Below are 18,196 nucleotides of genomic sequence, written 5' to 3'. Positions count from 1 at the left end.
CTAATAGACAAACCAAGCCGAATTCCGTCAGGGGGGCGTAATTGGCGGAAAGGATGGGCATGGAACAGATCGAACAGCAGCAGAGCATGTCGGCTGAACGTCGGTCGGGCCAGCGGCATTCGGCCGTCCTTCTGCTGGGCAAGGTGTGCGGCGACGTGCCCGGCGTCTGCCTGGTCCATAATATTTCGGCCAATGGACTGATGGCGCGATTCGTCGACGTGCCGGTCGTGGGCGAGGCGATCCGTATCGAGGTGCGCGGCCTGCCGCCCGTCTCCGGCACGGTCCGCTGGGTGCGGGGCAAGAAGGCGGGCGTGCAGTTCGATGCGCCCCAGCCCTATCAGAACATCTTCTCGTCGGAGAATGAGGACGGGACGATCCCCCGCCCGCCGCGCTTCCCGGTGACGCTGGCCGCCGAGGTTCGGCTGGGCGACCGGAAATTCGCCAGCGAACTGATCGACGTCTCCGCCGGTGGCGCCAAGCTGGTCGCCGACGATCCGGTTCAGCCCGGACTGGCGGGGCATATCGTCATCCGCCCGATGGGGACGGCGCTGTTCGGTACGATCTGCTGGGTGAAGGACGGCCGCTTCGGCTTCCGCTTCGTCTCGCCCCTGCCCATCGACACGCTGGCGGCGATCGTCGCGGCGCGGTGAGCGTAGCTTGGGTGAGGGGTCGAGCGAGCCCAAAGGCTTGCGCGCTCATCGAGCGCTCACCCCTCACCCAGCTCCGACCAAGCCTTTGCTTCGCAAAGGCCAAGTCTGCGCAACCCCCTCCCCTCGGAGAGGGGCGAGGGGAGGAAATGCCATGATATGTCGGTCTACCCTGGCTTTCGCGGGCATGACATAACGGGCCATCGGCCCATTTCACGATGTTCGGGAAAAAATCTGGTGCGGTCGAGAAGACTCGAACTTCCACGGCCTTTCGGCCACAACGACCTCAACGTTGCGCGTCTACCAATTCCGCCACGACCGCACTCGATAGTCACCACCGGCAAGCCGGAGGGCTGGTAGGCGGGTGCCCCTAGCAAAGCGATACGGGTAGCGCAATGGCTTTCGTGCGAGCGCATGGCGTCGGCGATATTCGATGACTTTCGCCGGACCCGCATCGCGCATAGGGAGGACGGATGACGACTATCCTCCGCCCCGATCGTGCCGAGGCGCGCCGTCTGCTCGGGCTGGCCTGGCCGGTGATGCTGACCAGCCTGAACTGGACCATCCTGCACGTCACCGATGTCGTGGTGGTCGGCCGCGTCGGCGAGCATGAGGTCGCCGCGCTCTCGGCCAGCCGGTCGCTGACCTATGTCGCGATCGTCACCGGTCTGGCCTGGCTGTCGGGCGTGCTGGTCCGCGCCTCGCGCGCCGATGGCGCGGGCGACCTGCCCGCGACGGGGCAGGCGCTGCGCGACGGGCTGGTGCTCGGATCGATTTTGGGTGTGGCCGCGATGCTGATCCTGGGGCTGGGCGGGGCAAGCCTGTTGCGCGGGATCGGGGTGGCCCCCGCGCTGGTCGAGCCGGGCGCACGGGTCGTGGCGGTGATGGCGCTGGGCTATCCGTTCCAATTGGTGCTGGTCGCGGCGAGCTTCTTTCTGGAGGGGATCAGCCGCCCGCGCCGGGTGACGGTGGTGAATCTGTCGATCCTGCCGATCAATGCGGTGCTGGCTTGGGCGCTGGCGGGCGGGGAACTGGGCTTTCCGGCACTCGGCGCGGTCGGGGCGGCGCTGGCGACGGTGATCGCCTCGGCGCTGGGCGCGGTGGCGATGGTGGCGAGCGCCATGACTTTGCCGCGCGGCGCCTTGCGGGGCGTGCGGCGGATGGATCGCGCCGCCTGGACCCCAACCCTGACGGGCGCGGTGGAGCTGGCGCGGTTCGGCTTCGTCCCCGCCATCGCCTCGGGATTGGAACTGGCCGGGTTCGCCATCCTGATCGCGCTGTCGACGCGGCTGGGGGATGCGACCGCACACGCGTTCCAGATCGTTTTCTCGATCCATAACGTCACCTTCGCGCTGGCGCTCGGCCTGGGATCGGCGGCGGGGGTGCGCGCGGGCAATGCGGTGGGCGAAGGCACGGCGTCGGCGGCGGTCCCGCGCACCCTGATGGCGGTCACGCTCGCCGCACTGGCCATGGGGGCGTGCGGCGTGGCGCTGCTGGCCGGGGCGGGGCCGCTGGTCGGCCTGTTCCCCGCCCAGGCCGATGCGCATGGCGTGGCGGCTGCGATGCTGCTGATCTGGGCCCCGTTCATCCTGTTCGACGGGGTGCAGGTGGTGCTGGTCTATGCGCTACGCTCGCTGGGGGATCAGGTGGCGGCGGGGATCAACAGCATCATCGCCTATTTCATCGTCACCGGCGGCGCGGGATGGTGGCTGGTCGCGCATGGCTGGGGCGCGCAGGGCCTGGCCATCGCCTCGGGTGTGGGCATGCTGATCGCCGCGCTGCTCCACGGTGCGCGGTTCGCGATCATCGCGCGGCGATTGCGTGAGTAGCGTGACCTTCGACTTCGCTCAGGCTGTACGGGGGTGGGGAAATAGCGCCAAGTAACCCTCGCTCCGTTCCGCCTGAGCGAAGTCGAAGGCCCACGCTACGCCCGCCTGTCAGTTCCCGCTGCCCTCCCCCGCGAAGCTCAGGTCCAGCCGCTTGGAGCTGGGCGGCACGTCGAGCTTGGCCGAGTTGAAGTCCATCGATGCACCCGGCCCCAGGGTCCGCTGCTGCGGCGCGATGGCCCAGGAAAAGACGACGCGGCCCTGCGCGTCCTTCAGCTCGGCGCGCAGGTCGGGCACCCGCTGCTGCGTCGATGACGGGTTGATGATCTGACCCGAGATGGCGAACAGTTCCGAACCGTTTTCCAATTCGCGCCGCTCGATCGGGTTGGAGCGGAGTTCCAGCGCCGACTCCGTGCTGCCCAGGCCCAGCCAGCCGCCGATGCCCGGCATGCCGGTCCACAGGATCGCCGCCGTCGCGATCAGCATCAACAGGCCCGCCGCGATCGCGCCGATGGTCCAGCGCCGCACCGGGTTGCGCCGCGCGCGGAAGGGCGGGCGATGTGCGAAGGCGTCGAACCCGGCTTCGTCCTGCGACAGGATCGGCGGGGCCGGGGGCGGCACGACGACCGATGGAGGGGGCGGCGGCGGCGTTTCGGACACGCTCTCCGGAAACAGGTCTTCCTGTGCAGGCGTCGCGACCGGCGAAGGGGGCAGTTCGGGCTCGGGCGGTGACTGGAACCAGCTGTGCCGGCAATTGGCGCAGCGCACGGTCCGCCCCTCCAGCCCGATCGCGCTGTCGGGCACCAGATAGCGGGTGCGGCACTCGGGACATTCGAGGATCATGCGGGCGGGCACTTCAACGGACAGGACGGATCGACAGACGGACAGGCCATCCTGATCAGGCCCCCCGAAAGGCCAGTAAGCACGCCGCCCATATGCGTGGCAAGCTTGAAGCGCGGGGCGGGCCATGCCAAGGCCATGACAGCATGGCGAACATCGTCCAGTTCGAGAATGTCGGCCTTCGCTATGGCGCGGGCGAGGAAACCCTGTGCGACGTCAGTTTCACGTTGCGGTCGGGGCAGTTTTACTTCCTGACCGGGGCCAGCGGCGCGGGCAAGACCTCGCTGTTGCGGCTCTTATATCTGTCGCAGCGTCCCAGTCGGGGAATCATCCGGCTGTTCGGCGAGGATGCGGTGATCCTGCCGCGCGACCGGCTGCCCGGATTCCGGCGGCGGATCGGCGTGGTGTTCCAGGATTTCCGCCTGATCCCGCATCTGTCGGCGGCGGACAATATCGCGCTGCCCCTGCGGGTCGCAGGCATGGCCGAATCGGAGATCGCGCGCGCGGTGCGCGAGATGCTGGCCTGGATCGGCCTGTCCGAACGCGCGGGTGCGCGCCCCGCGACGCTGTCGGGCGGGGAGCAGCAGCGGGTGGCGATCGCCCGCGCCGTGATCGCGCGCCCTGAACTGCTGGTCGCCGACGAGCCGACGGGCAATGTCGACCCGGTCATGGCGGAGCGGCTGATCCACCTGTTCAACTCGCTCCACCGGCTGGGGACGACGGTGGTGATGGCGACGCATGACTGGCATCTGATCGATCGGGTGCCGGGGGCGCATCATCTGCACCTGGAGGGGGGGCGGCTGGTCGATCCCGAACCGCCCGAAGCCGACTCCCCGGCACCGCCGCCCCCCTCGACGATCGTGCGGAGCGGCCTGTGACGCGCGGCGGCAAGCCACGGGCGACGGGCGCGGAGGCGCGGGCTCTGGACGATGTCGGCGGCGCGCATGTGATGAGCTGGGTCATCGCGATCATGCTGTTCCTCACCCTGCTGGCCGGGGCGGCGGGGCTGGGGACGGCGCGGGCGGCGGGCGCGCTCGACCGGCAGATGGCGGGGCGGCTGACCGTCCAGATCGTCGAGGGTGAGACGCAGCGGCGCGATGCGGCGGCGGCGCGGGTGCTGGCGGTGCTGCGCGGCCTGCCCGATGTCGCCCGCGCGACCCCGGTGCCGCAGGCCGATCTGGCGCGGATGCTGCAACCCTGGCTGGGTAAGGATGCGGAGGCTGCCGGACTGCCGGTGCCCGCGCTGATCGATGTCGACCTGACCAGCGATGCGGGGACCGCCATTACGCGCGTCGGCGCGGCGGTGATGCGCGCCAGCCCGGCGGCGCAGGTCGATGCCCATGCGACCTGGCTGGGCCCAGTCGGGCGATTGCTCGACACCGCCGCCTGGCTGGCGGGGGCGATCATCCTGTTGATGCTGGGCGCGACCACGGCGGTGGTCATGCTGGCGGCGCGGGCCGGGCTGGAGGCGCATCGCGCGACGATCGAGGTCATCCATATGCTGGGCGCGACCGACCGGCAGGTCGCCCGACTGTTCCAACGGCGGATCGCGCTGGATGCCGGGATCGGCGCGGTGGTGGGCGGCATGGTCGCGGGTGGTGCCATCCTGCTCGTCGCACGCCAGATCGGGGCGCTGGAGTCCGAATTGCTGGGCGGAATGCGGCTCGGCGTCGGGGATGTGGCGATGCTGGTCGCCTTGCCCCTGGTCTTCGTGGCGCTGGCGGTGATCGCGGCGCGGCTGGCGGTGCTGGCCCAGATGCGGCGGATGCTCTGATGCTGCGGTTGATCGGATTGGCGGCGCTTGCCTGGTGCCTGGGGTTCGCGGCCTTCATGCTGACCCTGCCGCACCCGCTGGAGCACAACACCACCGACGCGATCGTGGTGCCGACCGGCGGGCCGGGGCGGATCGATCGCGGCATCGCGCTGCTCCAGGCGCATCAGGCCAAGCGGATGCTGGTGACCGGAGTCGCGCCCGGCGTGCGCCCGATCGACCTGGCGCGCACCTATCGCACCTCGCCCGCGCTGTTTTCCTGCTGCATCGACCTGGGCGGAGAGGCGGTCGACACCCGCTCCAATGCCGAGGAGACGGCGGGCTGGGTGCGCCAGCATCGCTATCGCACGGTCCGGCTCGTCACCTCCGACTGGCATTTGCCGCGCGCGAAGATGGAATTGACGGCGGCGCTGGGGCGCGACGTGCTGGTGATGGGCGACGGGGTGCCGTCCCAGCCGCGGCTGGGCACCCTGATCAACGAATATAACAAGCTGATCCTGCGCCGAATCGCGCTTTGGACGGGAGTGGGGGCGTGATCCTGTTTCGCAACATCGTCTTCGTGGCGATCTTCTATCCGGTGTCGGCGGTGATGGCGCTGCTGTCGCCACTGATCGCGGTCGGCGGTCGGCGCGCGGTGATCCACTGGGCGACGACATGGACGCGCTTCCATCGCCTGTGCACGCGCTGGCTGCTGGGCATTCGGGTGAAGGTGGAGGGGACGCGCCCGACGACGCCCGCGCTCTATCCCGCCAAGCATCAGGCGATGTTCGAGACCATGGAACTGCAACGCATCCTGGGCGCGCCCGCCATGGTGCTGAAGCGCGAACTGGCCAACATCCCCCTATGGGGCTGGGCGGTGCGGAAGTACGGCGCGATCGTCGTCGATCGTTCGGCCTCGGCCAAGGCGATGCGCGGGATGATGCGCGATGCGCGGGTGGCGGTGGATGAGGGGCGGGCGATCATGATCTTTCCCGAGGGCACGCGCGTGAAGCCGGGCGAGATGCCGCCGCTCAAGCCCGGTTTCGCGGGGCTTTACCGGATGCTCAACCTGCCGGTGGTGCCGGTGGCGACCGATTCGGGGCTGGTCTGGCCGCGCAAAGGGTTGAAGCGACCGGGGGTGGTGACACTGCGCTTCGGCGAGGTGATCCCGCCGGGTCTCCCGCGCGCGGAGGCCGAGGCCAGGGTGCATGCGGCGATGAATGCGCTGGAATCCTCCCCGGTACGGGGACGGGGACCGCGCCCATAGGGCGTGGTGGAGGGGGCGTGCCACGAGGGACGTCCTGTGTGGCCATGCCCCTCCACCACCCGGCTACGCCGGGCGGTCCCCCTCCCCAAGCATAGCTTGGGGAGGATTTACTCTGCGTGATTCCGCCCGAAATCCTCTCTCGCATCGTCCTGGCCTTGGTCGATGATCGAGCGGCGGATGGCGCGGGTGCGGCTGAACAGGTCGAACAACTCGTCGCCCTTGCCCCAGCGGATCGCGCGTTGAAGCTGGCTCAAATCCTCGGAAAAGCGCTGGAGCATCTCCAGCACCGCCTCGCGATTGGTCAGGAACACGTCGCGCCACATGGTCGGGTCGGAGGCGGCGATGCGGGTGAAGTCACGAAAGCCACCGGCGGAATATTTGATGACCTCCGACTGGGTCACTTCCTCCAGGTCGCTGGCGGTGCCGACGATGGTGTAGGCGATCAGGTGCGGCAAATGGCTCGTCACCGCCAGCACCCGGTCGTGATGGTCGGGGGCCATCAACTCGACATCCGCGCCCAGCCGTCGCCAGAACTCCGCGACCCGCTCGACCGCCAGTTCGTCCGCACCCTCGGGCGGGGTGACGATGCACCAGCGCTTCTGGAACAGCGTGGCAAAGCCCGCCTCCGGCCCGCTGCGCTCGGTGCCCGCCACGGGGTGCGCCGGGATGATCGTCGCGCCGGGCAGGGCTTCGGTCAGCGCGGCGAGGACGGCCGTCTTGCTGCTTCCCACGTCGGAGACGATCGCTTCGTCGGGCAGGTCGTCGGCGAACTCGGCCGCGACCGCGCCCATCGCGCCGACCGGCACGCACAGGATGACGAAGTCGGCGTCGATCACGCTCGCGCCCGCCGTGTCCGCGACATCGTCGGCGAGGTCGAGCGCACGCACCGTCTCGCGCACCGCCGGGTCGGCGTCGTAAGCGGTGATCCGCGCGGTCGGCATCGCCTTGCGCGTCGCCCGCGCGACCGAGGAACCGATCAGCCCCAGCCCGATGATGGTGATCCGCGCGAAGGGCAGCATCAGGCCCCCTTCGCCTCAGACTCGACCATGGCACGAAGCGCGGCGATGACGCCCTTCACCTCATCCTCGGTGCCGATGGTGATGCGTAAGGCATGGCCCAGCCCCTGGCTGGGCAGCCAGCGGACGATATAGCCTGCGTCCATCAGCCCATGATAGGCCCGCTCGGCGGTCAGTTCGCCTTCGAACAGCACCAGCGAGAAATTCGCCTTGGACGGTACGCAGCGCAGGCCCGCATTGCCCAGCGACGCGATCTGTTCCTCGAACCAGCCGAGCCACTTGGCATTATGCGCGCGCGACGCCTCGACAAAGGCGCGGTCGTGGATCGCCTCGATCGCCGCATTCTGGCCTGCGATGGTGACGTTGAACGGCGCGCGGATGCGGTGCAGCGCGTCGATGATCGGGGCAGCGGCATAGCCCCAGCCGATCCGCTCGGCGGCGAGGCCATGAATCTTGGAGAAGGTACGCGACACCAGCACGTTGGACGCGCGCTCGGCCAGCGTCAGCCCGCCGTCATCCTCGCCTTCCGCCAGATATTCGGCATAGGCCTGGTCCAGTACCAGCAGGACATGCGGCGGCAAACCGGCGTGCAGCCGCGCGATCTCGCCCGCGCCCGCATAGGTGCCGGTGGGATTGTTGGGATTGGCCACGAAGACGACTTTGGTCTTCTCCGTCACCGCCGCCAGGATAGCATCGACATCGGTGGCATAGTCGTGATCGGCGACCACCACCGGCTCCGCACCGACGCGGCGGGTGGCGATCTCATAGACCGCAAAGCCGTAGCGGACATGGATGATCTCATCCCCCGGCCCCGCGAACGCGCCCGCCGCCAGGTGCAGGATCTCGTCCGAACCGGTGCCATAGATGATCCGCGCCGGGTCCAGCCCATGCACTTCGCCGATCGCCTCGCGGAGCGCGGTCGCGCCCGCGTCCGGGTAACGCTCCAGCTTGGCGGCGGCGGCGGCGAAGGCGGCGCGCGCCTTCTCGCTCGTCCCCAGCGGATTCTCGTTGGACGAGAGTTTGGCGACCATGCGCCCGTCATCGGTCGTCGCGCGGCCGGGGACATAGGGCGCGATGGCCTTGACCCAGGAAATCGGTTCGGGGGCGGTAAGATCGGTCATGCGACCCGCCATAGCGGCCTCGCCCTTGCGTTGCCAAGCATCGCGGCCTAGCGGATATCGCTCCATGGCCGCTTCCGTTTCCGCGCAATCCCTTGGCGACGACCAGCGTTTCGGTCTGTCCCGGCATGTCGTCCTGCCCGGGCCGCTCCGGCTGGACGGCGGTGGCCTGCTGTCGCCGGTCGAGATCGGGTACGAGACCTATGGCGCGCTGAACGCGGACGGCTCCAACGCCATCCTGATCTGCCACGCGCTGACCGGCGACCAGCATGTCGCCTCGCCCCATCCGCGCACCGGCAAGCCCGGCTGGTGGACCCGCCTGGTGGGCGAGGGCAAGCCGATCGATCCGGCGCGGCATTTCATCATCTGCTCCAACGTCATCGGCAGTTGCATGGGCTCGTCCGGCCCCGCGACCACCGACCCCTCCACGGGCGAGCCCTGGGGGATGCGTTTCCCGGTCATCACCATCCGCGACATGGTGCGTGCGCAGGCGATGCTGCTCGACCATCTGGGCGTCGGCCGGTTGAAGGCGGTGGTCGGCGGCTCGATGGGGGGGATGCAGGCGCTAAGCTGGGCGGCGACATTCCCCGAGCGGGTGCGCGCCTGCGTCATGGTCGCCTCCACCGCGCGGCACTCGGCGCAGAACATCGCCTTTCACGAAGTCGGGCGACAGGCGATCATGGCCGACCCGAAATGGCGCGGCGGGGCCTATTACGAGGCCAACGACCCGCCCGCCGCCGGTCTGGCGGTCGCGCGGATGGCGGCGCATATCACCTATCTGTCGGAAGCGGGCCTGACCGAGAAATTCGGCCGTCGCCTCCAGGCGCGACCCGACCGGCCGGACGGGGCCAAGAGTTTCGGCTTCGATGCGGATTTCCAGGTCGAAAGCTATCTTCGCCATCAGGGACTGAGCTTCGTCGACCGGTTCGACGCGAACTCCTATCTCTACATCACCCGCGCGCTCGATTATTTCGACTTGGCCGAGGAGCATGGCGGGCTGCTCGCCAATGCCTTCCGGGGCACGCGCACGCGCTTCTGTCTGGTCAGCTTCGACACCGACTGGCTTTATCCCACGTCCGAGTCGCGTGCCGTGGTGCAGGCGCTCAACGCGGCGGGGGCGGCGGCGAGTTTCGTGGAACTGTCCAGCCCTTACGGCCATGACGCCTTCCTGCTCGAAGCGCCGGAGATGAACCGGGTGATCGACGGTTTCCTCAGGGCCGAACCATGAGCGAGGTGCTGCGCCCCGATCTGGCGATCATCGCCGACCATGTCGCGCCGGGGGCCCGCGTGCTCGATGTCGGATGCGGCGACGGGCAGTTGATGGCGGCGCTGCGCGACCGGACGGGCGTCGATGCCCGCGGACTGGAGATCGATCCCGCCAATGTCGCCTCGGCGGTCGCGCGCGGGCTGGCCGTGGTGCAGGGCGACGCGGATGTCGATCTGGCGGGCTATCCCGACAAGGGGTTCGACTATGCGATCCTCAGCCAGACCTTGCAGACGGCGCGCGCGCCCGACCAGGTGCTCGACCATCTGTTGCGTATCGGCCAGCGGGCCTTCGTCTCCTTTCCCAATTTCGCGCATTGGCGGGTGCGGCTGTCGCTGCTCTGGGGTGGGCGGATGCCGGTGACGGGGCTGTTGCCCGAACAATGGTATGACACGCCCAACATCCACCATGTGACGATCGACGACTTCCGCGCCTTTGTGCGCCAGCGGCATATCACGGTGGAGGGAAGCTGGTTCCTGTCGCGCGGCCGCCCGACCAGCGCGGCGGCGGCGAATTTTCGCGCCGAGCATGCGGTTTTTCTATTACGTCGGTGAAACGACAACAGATATGGAACTTTATCTGGATCAAGACGGTTGACCGGAAAAGTGACGGGAATTTGACATGAGCCAAACCGCCCTGATCGTGGAAGACGAGATATTCGTGGCCCTCGATCTGGAGCGCATTCTGATCGATGCCGGCTACACCGTGGCGGGCATAGCGGCGGATAGCCGCACCGCGATCGAAACCGCGCCGGGTTGTGCCTTTGCCTTTGTCGATGTGAACCTGCGCGACGGGGCGACGGGGCCGGAGATCGCGCGCCGGATCGCGGCGGATTATGGGGTCAAGATCGTCTTCGTCACCGCCAATCCGGCGCAGATCGCCACCGACATCGAGGCGCTGGGCTATATCCGCAAGCCGTTCAGCGAGCGTGCGATCCTGGCGGCGGCGGCGCTCGCCACCGGCGTCGAAGGCGATGCGCGCGACGACGTCATCCCGCTGGGCGTCGCGAACTGAACGATGGCGCGCCGGAACCCCGGCGGCCTTTTCGAATCAACGGCAGGGGCCGGTGCCGGGCGCGCGACAGAAGGACGCCAGGGGCACGTCGATCGTGACGACCAGTCCCTCGGGCTTCCAGTCGCGGGCGACCTGACCGCCCAATTGCCGCACCGCCGACAATTCGACCAGTTGCGATCCAAACCCGGCATGGTCGGGCGGGGCCTTCAAAGGGGGGCCGCCTTCCTCACGCCAGCATAGCCGCACCATCTCGCCCTGATGCCGGATCGCCAGTTCGATCGTGCCGGTCATCACCGACAGCGCGCCATATTTGGCGGCGTTGGTCGCCAATTCGTGGAACAGCAGCGCCAGCGGGGTCGCCGAACGATCGTCGACCGGGATATCGTCACCCGACAGGCGGATGCGGGGCTGGTCCTCGGCGCGATAGGGCTCGAACAGATCAGTCAGCAGGCCTTGGAGCGAGTCCTGCCGTGCCTTGGGCTGCGACTGGGGGCTGTGCGGACGCACGAAGTCATGCGCCCGGCCCAGCGCGGTGATCCGGTCGCGCAGATCGCGGGCGATCGTGGCGAAGCCGGGATTGCTGCGTGCCGCGAAGGCGATCAGGCCGGAGATCACCGCGAATATGTTCTTGATCCGGTGGCTCAATTCCTGGCTGACGATCTCGCGCTCCTCCAGCGCCAGCTTCTGCTCGTGGATATCGGTGCACGTGCCGAACCAGCGGGTGATCCGCCCCTCGGCATCGCGGATCGGCAGCGCGCGGCCCAGAACCCAGCGATAGGTGCCGTCACGATGCCGCAGCCGATATTCGATCTGATAGGGCTCACCGGTCGCCAGGCTGTGCCGCCACCGGGCCCAGGCCCGTTCCTGATCGTCCTTGTGGAAAACGCCGTTCCACCCTTCGCCATCGGTCGAGCCCTGGGGCGTTCCCGTGAACTCGTACCAGCGGGCATTGTAATAATCATGATAGCCGTCGGGCAGCGTCGACCAGACCATTTGCGGCATGGTGTCGGCCAGCGTGCGGAAGCGCTGCTCGCTGTCGGCGACGCGCGCCTCCGATACCTCGACCGTCCGCATATGCTCTAACTGGGCGCGGCGGTCCTGCAACCGGCCCATGACGGCGGTCGCCAGGATTTCCATGCCCCGATACTGGAAATCGGTCAGCCCCTGGGGACGCGGCTCGGGCGAGATGACGCAGATCGCGCCCAGGGGCACGCCCTCATGCGATAGGAGCCGGGCACCCGCATAGAAACGGATATAGGGTGGTCCCGCGACGAGGGGGAAGTCGGCGAAGCGGGGATCGGTCCTGGCGTCGGGGACGACCATCACCGGGTCGCCCGCGACCATGGCATGTGCACAGAAGGAGGTTTCGCGCGGCGTCTGGCGCTCCTCGAAACCGATCGCCGCCAGGAATTGCTGGGTCTCTTCCTCGACTAGGCTGACCAGCGCGACGGACGTGCCGCACAACTCGGCGGCGAAGGCCGCCAGATCGTCCAGGCAACCGCTGTCGCGATAGCCCGACAGGTCATAGGCGCGGATCACCGCCGCGCGCTGCTCCTCGGAAATGGTCAGGGGGTCGAGCATGTCCGTCCCCCCATCATCATCCGAGACCCCATCCTGTTGAAACCCCGTATCCTGCATGCCCGTAACCTGATGGGATGTGCCCGATCAGAAGGGCACGTCGTCGTCCAGATCGTCGGCGAAACCGCCGCCCTGTCCGAACCCGCCACGGTTGCCGCCGTTCCCACCGCCGCTCTGATTGGTCGAGCCGCCGCCACGATTGCCGCCGCCGAATCCGCTCGACCCGCCACCGAAGTCGTTGCCGCCGCCGAAATCGTCACCACCGCCGAAATCGCCGCCGCCACGACCGCCCCCGCCCTGGCCGCCGCCGGGGCCGTCGAGCATCGTCAGCACCGAGTTGAAGCCCTGGAGCGTCACCTCGGTCGAGTAACGGTCGTTACCCTGCTGGTCCTGCCATTTGCGGGTGGTCAGCGCGCCTTCGATATAGACCTTGGATCCCTTGCGCAGGAATCGCTCGGCGACATTGGCCAGACCTTCGTTGAAGATCTTGACCGTGTGCCACTCGGTCTTTTCCTTGCGCTCGCCGCTGTTGCGGTCCTTCCACGATTCGGACGTGGCGATGCGCAGTTCGACCACCTTGCCGCCATTCTGGAAGGAGCGGCTCTCGGGATCGCGTCCCAGATTGCCGACGAGAATCACCTTGTTGACGCTGCCCGCCATGTATCAGTCCTGTGCTTGTTCTAGAGGCCGGCGAAAACGGCCAGCCAATATGTGATGCCCGCCATGACATAGGCGGTGATGAACAAGTACGCCACCATGAAGGCGGGCCATTTCCACCCGTTGGTTTCGCGCCGGGTCACCGCGATGGTGGAGATGCATTGCGGCGCGAAGACGAACCACATCAGGAAGGCGAGCGCGGTGGGCAGCGACCAGTTGCGCTTCAGCTTGTCGGTCATCGCCTTCTGCCCGCCCTCATGCTCGGTATCGTCGATGGCATAGACGGTGCCGATCGCCGCCACCGCCACCTCGCGCGCGGCCATGGCGGGCACCAGCGCCAGCGCGATGTCGCGGTTGAAGCCGATCGGGCGGACCACGACCTCGATCCCGCTCGCGATGCGGCCCGCGATCGAATAGTCGACCGGCGAGATTCCCGACCCCTCGGGCGGCTTGGGGAAGGACAGCAGCGCCCAAAGGATGACGGTGGTCAGCGCGATGGTGGTGCCCGCGCGCTTCAGGAAGATCAGCGCGCGGCTCCACAGGCCGAGCAACACGTCGCGGACATGCGGCCACTGATATTTGGGCATCTCCATCATGAAGCCTGACGACGCGCCCTTGGTGACGGTGCGGCGCAGCAGCAGGGCGGCGACGAACGCGCCGATGATGCCCATCAGATAGAGGCCGAGCAGCACCAGCCCCTGCAAGCCGACGAACGGCAGCACCTGACGGTCGGGGATGAAGGCGCCGATGATGATAGTATAGACGGGCAGCCGCGCCGAACAGGTCATCAGCGGCGCGATCAGGATCGTGGTCAACCGGTCCTTCTCGTCATCGATCGTGCGCGTCGCCATGATGCCCGGCACCGCGCAGGCGAAGGAGGAGAGGAGGGGGATGAAGGCACGTCCCGACAGCCCCACCTGCGCCATCAGCCGGTCCATCAGGAAGGCCGCGCGGACCATATAGCCGGTCGCCTCCAGCACCAGGATGAACAGGAACAGGATCAGGATTTGCGGCAGGAAGACGATGACCGCGCCGACACCGGCGATCAGGCCGTCGGTGATGAGGCTGCGGAACCAGCCCTCGGGCAGGGCCGCACCCACCTGCGCCTCCAGCCAGACGAAGCCCTGTTCGATCCAGCTTATGGGGGCTTCGGACCAGGCGAAGACCGCCTGGAACATGATGAAGAGCAGTCCGACCAGAAGGATCGGCCCGAAAATGGGATGCAGCGCGACCGAGTCAAGCATGTGCGTCCAGCGGCGCGTCGGCGTCTCGGCCACGGTCGCGGTCGCCGCGATCTGGCGCGCGCGGCGTTGCAGGGTAACGATATCGTCGATCTTGTCGGCAGCCGCGACCGGATGCGCCCGCTCCTCGGATACCAGCCGATCGATCTCACCCTTCAGCGCGTCCAGCCCGCGACGGCGCACCGCCACGGTGGGAATGACCTTCACCCCCAGTTCGCGCGCCAGGATATCGGCGTCGAGCGTCAGCCCGTCACGCTCGGCCAGATCGACCATGTTGAGCGCGACCACGACCGGCAGCCCGAGCGCGATCAACTGGAGCGTGAAGCGCAGATGATTGTCGAGATTGGCGGCATCGACCACCACGACCAGCGCGTCGGGTCGGCGCTCGCCCGCCTGCGATCCCATGACGACGTTGCGCGTGACCTGTTCGTCCAGGCTGCCGGGATCGAGGCTATAGGCACCGGGCAGGTCGACCAGCTCGACCGGACGGCCATCCTCCAGCACGAGGCGGCCCGAATGGCGCTCGACGGTGACGCCGGGATAATTGCCGACCTTCTGCCGCGCGCCGGTGAGCGCGTTGAACAGGGCGCTTTTGCCGGCATTGGGATTGCCGACGAGCGCAACCAGCGGTGCGGCGTTCATTATATCCGGCTGGGCCTCAAGCGCCCGTGGCGACGCGGATCGAAGCCGCGACCCTGCGGCGCAGCGCCACCGTCATGCGTCCGATCCGGCAGGCGATCGGGCCACCGCCCAATGTCGCGCGGTGCAGCACCTCGACCCCCACGCCTTCGTCGAAGCCCAGTTCGCGCAGGCGACGCGCCTCCGGCACGGCCAGTTGCGCCCAGTCGATCGCGGCCACGGTCGCCGGTTGCCGGCGGGGAAGGGTTTCGAGACTGCTCAACATCGCCATGACCGACACATAACCCCGGTGCGACTGATTATCAATTACCTGTTCGTGAAATGGATGTGAGGTTTGGGGCGTGGGCTTCGACTTCGCTCAGCCTGAACGGAGATTGGTATACATGCCGGGCATCTCGCCCCGTTCAGCCATTCCTCGCCCCGTTCAGCCTGAGCGAAGTCGAAGGCCAAGGGAATCCGTCACCTCCACTCCCCTCACACCGCCGGATAACGCAACCGCCCGATAAACCGTGACAGGCTCGGCCTGTTCTCGCCGCGCTTGACGACCCCGGCCTTCCACTTCTCGAACCGCATGATCCCCTCGATCCGCCGCGCGAGGAAGGCGCGGGTGTCGGCGTGATCCTCGCTATCGTCGTTCAGGAAGGTGGCGATCGTCGCGGCATAGACCGCGAACAGCGTCGCCCGCTTGGTATAGTGATTGTAATCGGTCGCGGTATCGCCCGCCTGTGCCCAGATCGTATCGACCGTCCGCCAGCCGAGTCGCGCGCCGGTGGCGGCGTTCTGCGGCATCGCCAGGATGGTCAGCGCGCGGCGGAGCGCCTCGCGATTGGGCGCGACCGCCGCCAGCCGGGCTTCGACCAGCGCGGTGATGCGCTGGCGGATCTTCATCGCGGCGGCTTGTTCGACGGGGACCGCCTGGACCATCGCCGCATCGATTGCCGAAAACCACGCGTCGATCATCGCGACCGGCCCATCCTTGAAGGCGAGTCGCGCGATGTCGCGGTCGACCCCGGCCGCATCCGCCGCCATGTCGCGGGCGGCGTCCCCCCAGCCGTCAAAGGCCGCGTTGGACGCGATCCCCTGCGCCAGCAGCGCGCGTACCTCGTCGAGCGTCAGGTCCTGAACATCGGTCATGGCAGCCTCGGTCATATGCATCACTCGTCGTTCCTATCGCCGGTCTTGGCAACCCTCCTCGTCGATCCGCGCCGCACCAGCACCAGCGCGACCGCCACCATCGCGACGCCCACCAGATCGGGCAGCGCCAGCGTCTCGCCATAGACGATCCAGCCGATCGCCGTCGCCACCATCGGTTGGACCAGCAGGGCCAGCCCGATCACCAGCGGGCTGAGCAGCCCCAGCGCATAGATCATCAACCCCTGGCCGACGATCTGGCTCCCCACCGCCAGCAGGATGAGCGGTCCCCAATGGCCGGGCCATATCCGCTCGCCCAGCATCAGGGCGAAGATGAGCAGTGGCACGATGCTGGCCACGGTCGACCAGGCGAGCGCCGGGACCGGCGGCATCGCGACGCGCACCCGCGACATCAGGATGAAATAGACCGCATAGAGCAGCCCGGCGAGCAAGCAGAGGAGATCGCCGACCAGATGGCGCGGATCGACCTGATAGCTGCGGCCCATCAACAACCCCGCGCCGACCGCCGCGAGGATCAGCGCCACCCCTTGCGCCCGTGAGGGCCAGGCGCGCGCGACGAGGAAGCCATAGAGCGGGAAGATGAAGGTCGCCGAATTGCCGAACAGCGTGGCGTTGGCCATCGTCGTCTGCTGGATACCGATATGCCAGGTGCCCAGATCACCCGCAAAGGCGACCCCGCCGATCAGCAGCAGGCCCCAGAGCCCCACCTGCCCCTGGCCCGGAATGCGGGGGCGAGCGGGGCCGAGCAATGCGACCAACGCCAGCACCGGCGCGGCCAGCGCGATCCGCCAGAAGGCGGAGGCGACCGGCCCGGTATCGGCCATCCGCACCAGCAGCGGCCCGAAGGCGAGCGCGACATTGGCGAAAATGACCGCCGCGAAGGCCAGGGGCGGCGTCGTGATCGGCCCGTTCCGGTCGGAAAGACCATCCCTTTCAGGCCGTTCACTTTTTCTTGGGGCGCGGAACACGGGCATGGGCTCCCTTAACCTCCTATCTGCGTTGCGTCAGGCCAGAAAGGCCGCAGAAGGATTGCATTTTGATGCCAACGCTGTTCGATCCCATCGATCTGGGCGCCATTCACGCCCCCAACCGTATCCTGATGGCCCCGCTGACCCGCGCGCGCGCCACGCGCGAGGCGGTGCCGACGCCGATCATGGCACAATATTATGCCCAGCGCGCGAGTGCGGGCCTGATCATCTCGGAAGCCACGGGCATCAGCCGTGAAGGGCTGGGCTGGCCCTATGCACCCGGCCTGTGGACCGACGAGCAGGTCGAGGCCTGGAAGCCGGTGACCGCCGCCGTGCACAAGGCGGGCGGCCGGATCGTCGCGCAACTCTGGCATATGGGTCGCCAGGTGCACAGTTCGGTGACGGGGATGCAGCCTGTATCGTCCTCGGCGACGCGGACCGAGGGGCAGGCGCATACCTTCGAGGGCAAGCAGGATTTCGAGACGGCCCGTCCGCTCGAACTCTCCGAAATCCCGCGCCTGCTCGACGATTATGAACTGGCGACGCGTAACGCGATGCGCGCCGGGTTCGACGGGGTGCAGATTCACGCCGCCAACGGCTATCTGATCGACGAATTCCTGCGCGACGGGGCCAATCACCGCGAAGACGAATATGGCGGCTCGCCGGAAAACCGCATCCGCCTGCTCCGCGAGATCACCGAGCGGGTGATCGCGGTCGCGGGCAAGGATCGAGTCGCCGTCCGCCTCTCGCCCAATGGCGACAGCCAGGGTGTGGACGACAGCGATCCGGCTTCGGTCTTCGTGCCCGCCGCGAAGATGCTGTCGGACCTCGGCATCGCCTTCCTCGAACTGCGTGAGATCGGGCCGGACGGCACTTACGGCGCGACCGACGTGCCCAAGCTGTCGCCGCAGATCCGTGAGGTCTTCCGGGGGCCGTTGATCCTCAACAGCGACTTCGACAGCCGGGCCAAGGCGCAAGAAGCGATCGATTCGGGCGTGGCGGACGGGATCGCGTTCGGGCGTACCTTCCTGGCCAATCCCGACCTCCCTGAGCGGCTGCGCACCGATGCGCCGCTGAATGAGAGCGACATGAAGACCTGGTACAGCCAAGGACCGGAGGGGTATATCGACTACCCCACGCTCGCCGAAGCCGCGCGCGCTGCGTGAGGTGAGGGGCGGGGGTTTCCCCTCGCCCCCCAACCACACCGGCGAAGGCCGGG

19 protein-coding genes and 1 tRNA gene are annotated in these 18,196 nt (G+C 67.9%); 10 read left to right on the top strand and 10 right to left on the bottom strand.

What is annotated here, in order from left to right:
* Nucleotides 1–59 precede the first annotated feature (59 nt).
* A complete protein-coding gene (locus SM191_RS05300; RefSeq protein ID WP_306997029.1) occupies nucleotides 60–650 on the top strand; it encodes a PilZ domain-containing protein in 591 nt (196 codons plus the stop codon).
* A 232-nt stretch (nucleotides 651–882) separates the two neighbouring features.
* On the opposite strand, the gene SM191_RS05295 is transcribed toward SM191_RS05300, so the two are convergent.
* A tRNA-Leu gene (locus SM191_RS05295) sits at nucleotides 883–969 on the bottom strand.
* 151 nt (nucleotides 970–1,120) lie between these two features.
* Here SM191_RS05295 and SM191_RS05290 point away from each other — a divergent pair.
* On the top strand, nucleotides 1,121–2,476 hold the full coding sequence (locus SM191_RS05290; protein WP_341505278.1) for an MATE family efflux transporter: 1,356 nt from the start codon (nucleotides 1,121–1,123) through the stop codon (nucleotides 2,474–2,476).
* Nucleotides 2,477–2,584: 108 nt separating this feature from the next.
* Here the strand turns inward: SM191_RS05290 and SM191_RS05285 are convergent, their stop codons facing one another.
* A complete protein-coding gene (locus SM191_RS05285; RefSeq protein ID WP_341505277.1) occupies nucleotides 2,585–3,316 on the bottom strand; it encodes a zinc-ribbon domain-containing protein in 732 nt (243 codons plus the stop codon).
* 143 nt (nucleotides 3,317–3,459) lie between these two features.
* On the opposite strand from SM191_RS05285, the gene ftsE reads away from it, so the two are divergent.
* Genes ftsE through SM191_RS05265 form a run of 4 tightly spaced genes read left to right on the top strand, consistent with a single transcriptional unit; the run spans nucleotide 3,460 to nucleotide 6,330 of the window.
* Nucleotides 3,460–4,191, top strand: a complete 732-nt coding sequence (ftsE, locus tag SM191_RS05280) for a cell division ATP-binding protein FtsE (RefSeq protein WP_341505276.1) — start codon at nucleotides 3,460–3,462, stop codon at nucleotides 4,189–4,191.
* Nucleotides 4,188–5,087 carry a cell division protein FtsX gene (locus tag SM191_RS05275; RefSeq protein WP_341505275.1) on the top strand — a complete coding sequence of 300 codons (900 nt, stop codon included), beginning with the start codon at nucleotides 4,188–4,190 and terminating at the stop codon, nucleotides 5,085–5,087. Before ftsE ends, SM191_RS05275 begins: the two co-directional genes overlap by 4 nt.
* The gene (locus tag SM191_RS05270) at nucleotides 5,087–5,620 is read left to right on the top strand and encodes a YdcF family protein (RefSeq protein ID WP_445949812.1); all 534 of its coding nucleotides are present in this window, start codon (nucleotides 5,087–5,089) and stop codon (nucleotides 5,618–5,620) included. Before SM191_RS05275 ends, SM191_RS05270 begins: the two co-directional genes overlap by 1 nt.
* A complete protein-coding gene (locus tag SM191_RS05265) occupies nucleotides 5,617–6,330 on the top strand; it encodes a lysophospholipid acyltransferase family protein (RefSeq protein ID WP_341505274.1) in 714 nt (237 codons plus the stop codon). Before SM191_RS05270 ends, SM191_RS05265 begins: the two co-directional genes overlap by 4 nt.
* A gap of 107 nt (nucleotides 6,331–6,437) precedes the next feature.
* Here the strand turns inward: SM191_RS05265 and SM191_RS05260 are convergent, their stop codons facing one another.
* Entirely contained in the window at nucleotides 6,438–7,349 is a 912-nt protein-coding gene (locus SM191_RS05260; protein WP_341505273.1) for a prephenate/arogenate dehydrogenase family protein, read from the bottom strand.
* The gene (gene hisC, locus SM191_RS05255) at nucleotides 7,349–8,467 is read right to left on the bottom strand and encodes a histidinol-phosphate transaminase (RefSeq protein ID WP_341505272.1); all 1,119 of its coding nucleotides are present in this window, start codon (nucleotides 8,465–8,467) and stop codon (nucleotides 7,349–7,351) included. Before hisC ends, SM191_RS05260 begins: the two co-directional genes overlap by 1 nt.
* A 64-nt stretch (nucleotides 8,468–8,531) precedes the next feature.
* Here hisC and metX point away from each other — a divergent pair, with 64 nt between their 5' ends.
* The 3 genes from metX to SM191_RS05240 all read left to right on the top strand — a co-directional run bounded on the left by metX (nucleotide 8,532) and on the right by SM191_RS05240 (nucleotide 10,742).
* The gene (metX, locus tag SM191_RS05250) at nucleotides 8,532–9,692 is read left to right on the top strand and encodes a homoserine O-acetyltransferase MetX (protein ID WP_341505271.1); all 1,161 of its coding nucleotides are present in this window, start codon (nucleotides 8,532–8,534) and stop codon (nucleotides 9,690–9,692) included.
* Nucleotides 9,689–10,282, top strand: coding sequence for a methionine biosynthesis protein MetW (gene metW / locus SM191_RS05245; RefSeq protein WP_341505270.1), 594 nt, complete (start codon nucleotides 9,689–9,691; stop codon nucleotides 10,280–10,282). The genes metX and metW overlap by 4 nt, the downstream gene beginning before the upstream one ends.
* A 67-nt stretch (nucleotides 10,283–10,349) precedes the next feature.
* Nucleotides 10,350–10,742, top strand: a complete 393-nt coding sequence (locus tag SM191_RS05240; RefSeq protein ID WP_341505269.1) for a response regulator — start codon at nucleotides 10,350–10,352, stop codon at nucleotides 10,740–10,742.
* Nucleotides 10,743–10,778: 36 nt separating this feature from the next.
* Here the strand turns inward: SM191_RS05240 and SM191_RS05235 are convergent, their stop codons facing one another.
* The 6 genes from SM191_RS05235 to SM191_RS05210 form a co-directional block, all read right to left on the bottom strand.
* Nucleotides 10,779–12,323 carry a PAS domain-containing protein gene (locus SM191_RS05235; RefSeq protein WP_341505268.1) on the bottom strand — a complete coding sequence of 515 codons (1,545 nt, stop codon included), beginning with the start codon at nucleotides 12,321–12,323 and terminating at the stop codon, nucleotides 10,779–10,781.
* Nucleotides 12,324–12,407: 84 nt separating this feature from the next.
* A complete protein-coding gene (gene ssb / locus SM191_RS05230) occupies nucleotides 12,408–12,980 on the bottom strand; it encodes a single-stranded DNA-binding protein (RefSeq protein ID WP_341505267.1) in 573 nt (190 codons plus the stop codon).
* A 20-nt stretch (nucleotides 12,981–13,000) separates the two neighbouring features.
* Nucleotides 13,001–14,860 (bottom strand): ferrous iron transporter B, encoded by a 1,860-nt coding sequence (gene feoB / locus SM191_RS05225; protein ID WP_341505266.1) that lies wholly within the window; start codon nucleotides 14,858–14,860, stop codon nucleotides 13,001–13,003.
* Nucleotides 14,861–14,876: 16 nt separating this feature from the next.
* Entirely contained in the window at nucleotides 14,877–15,128 is a 252-nt protein-coding gene (locus tag SM191_RS05220) for a FeoA family protein (protein WP_373461701.1), read from the bottom strand.
* Between the two features lie 203 nt (nucleotides 15,129–15,331).
* A complete protein-coding gene (locus tag SM191_RS05215) occupies nucleotides 15,332–16,006 on the bottom strand; it encodes a COQ9 family protein (RefSeq protein ID WP_341505265.1) in 675 nt (224 codons plus the stop codon).
* Between the two features lie 5 nt (nucleotides 16,007–16,011).
* Complete coding sequence (locus SM191_RS05210; protein WP_341505264.1) at nucleotides 16,012–16,983, bottom strand: DMT family transporter; 972 nt, start codon at nucleotides 16,981–16,983, stop codon at nucleotides 16,012–16,014.
* A 65-nt stretch (nucleotides 16,984–17,048) separates the two neighbouring features.
* On the opposite strand from SM191_RS05210, the gene SM191_RS05205 reads away from it, so the two are divergent.
* Complete coding sequence (locus SM191_RS05205) at nucleotides 17,049–18,143, top strand: alkene reductase (RefSeq protein WP_341505263.1); 1,095 nt, start codon at nucleotides 17,049–17,051, stop codon at nucleotides 18,141–18,143.
* The last annotated feature ends 53 nt before the right edge of the window (nucleotides 18,144–18,196 follow it).

It is taken from the genome of Sphingomonas sp. 2378 (assembly GCF_038084995.1).
GTDB lineage: Bacteria > Pseudomonadota > Alphaproteobacteria > Sphingomonadales > Sphingomonadaceae > Sphingomonas.
This window is presented reverse-complemented; position numbering and strand designations above follow the sequence as displayed.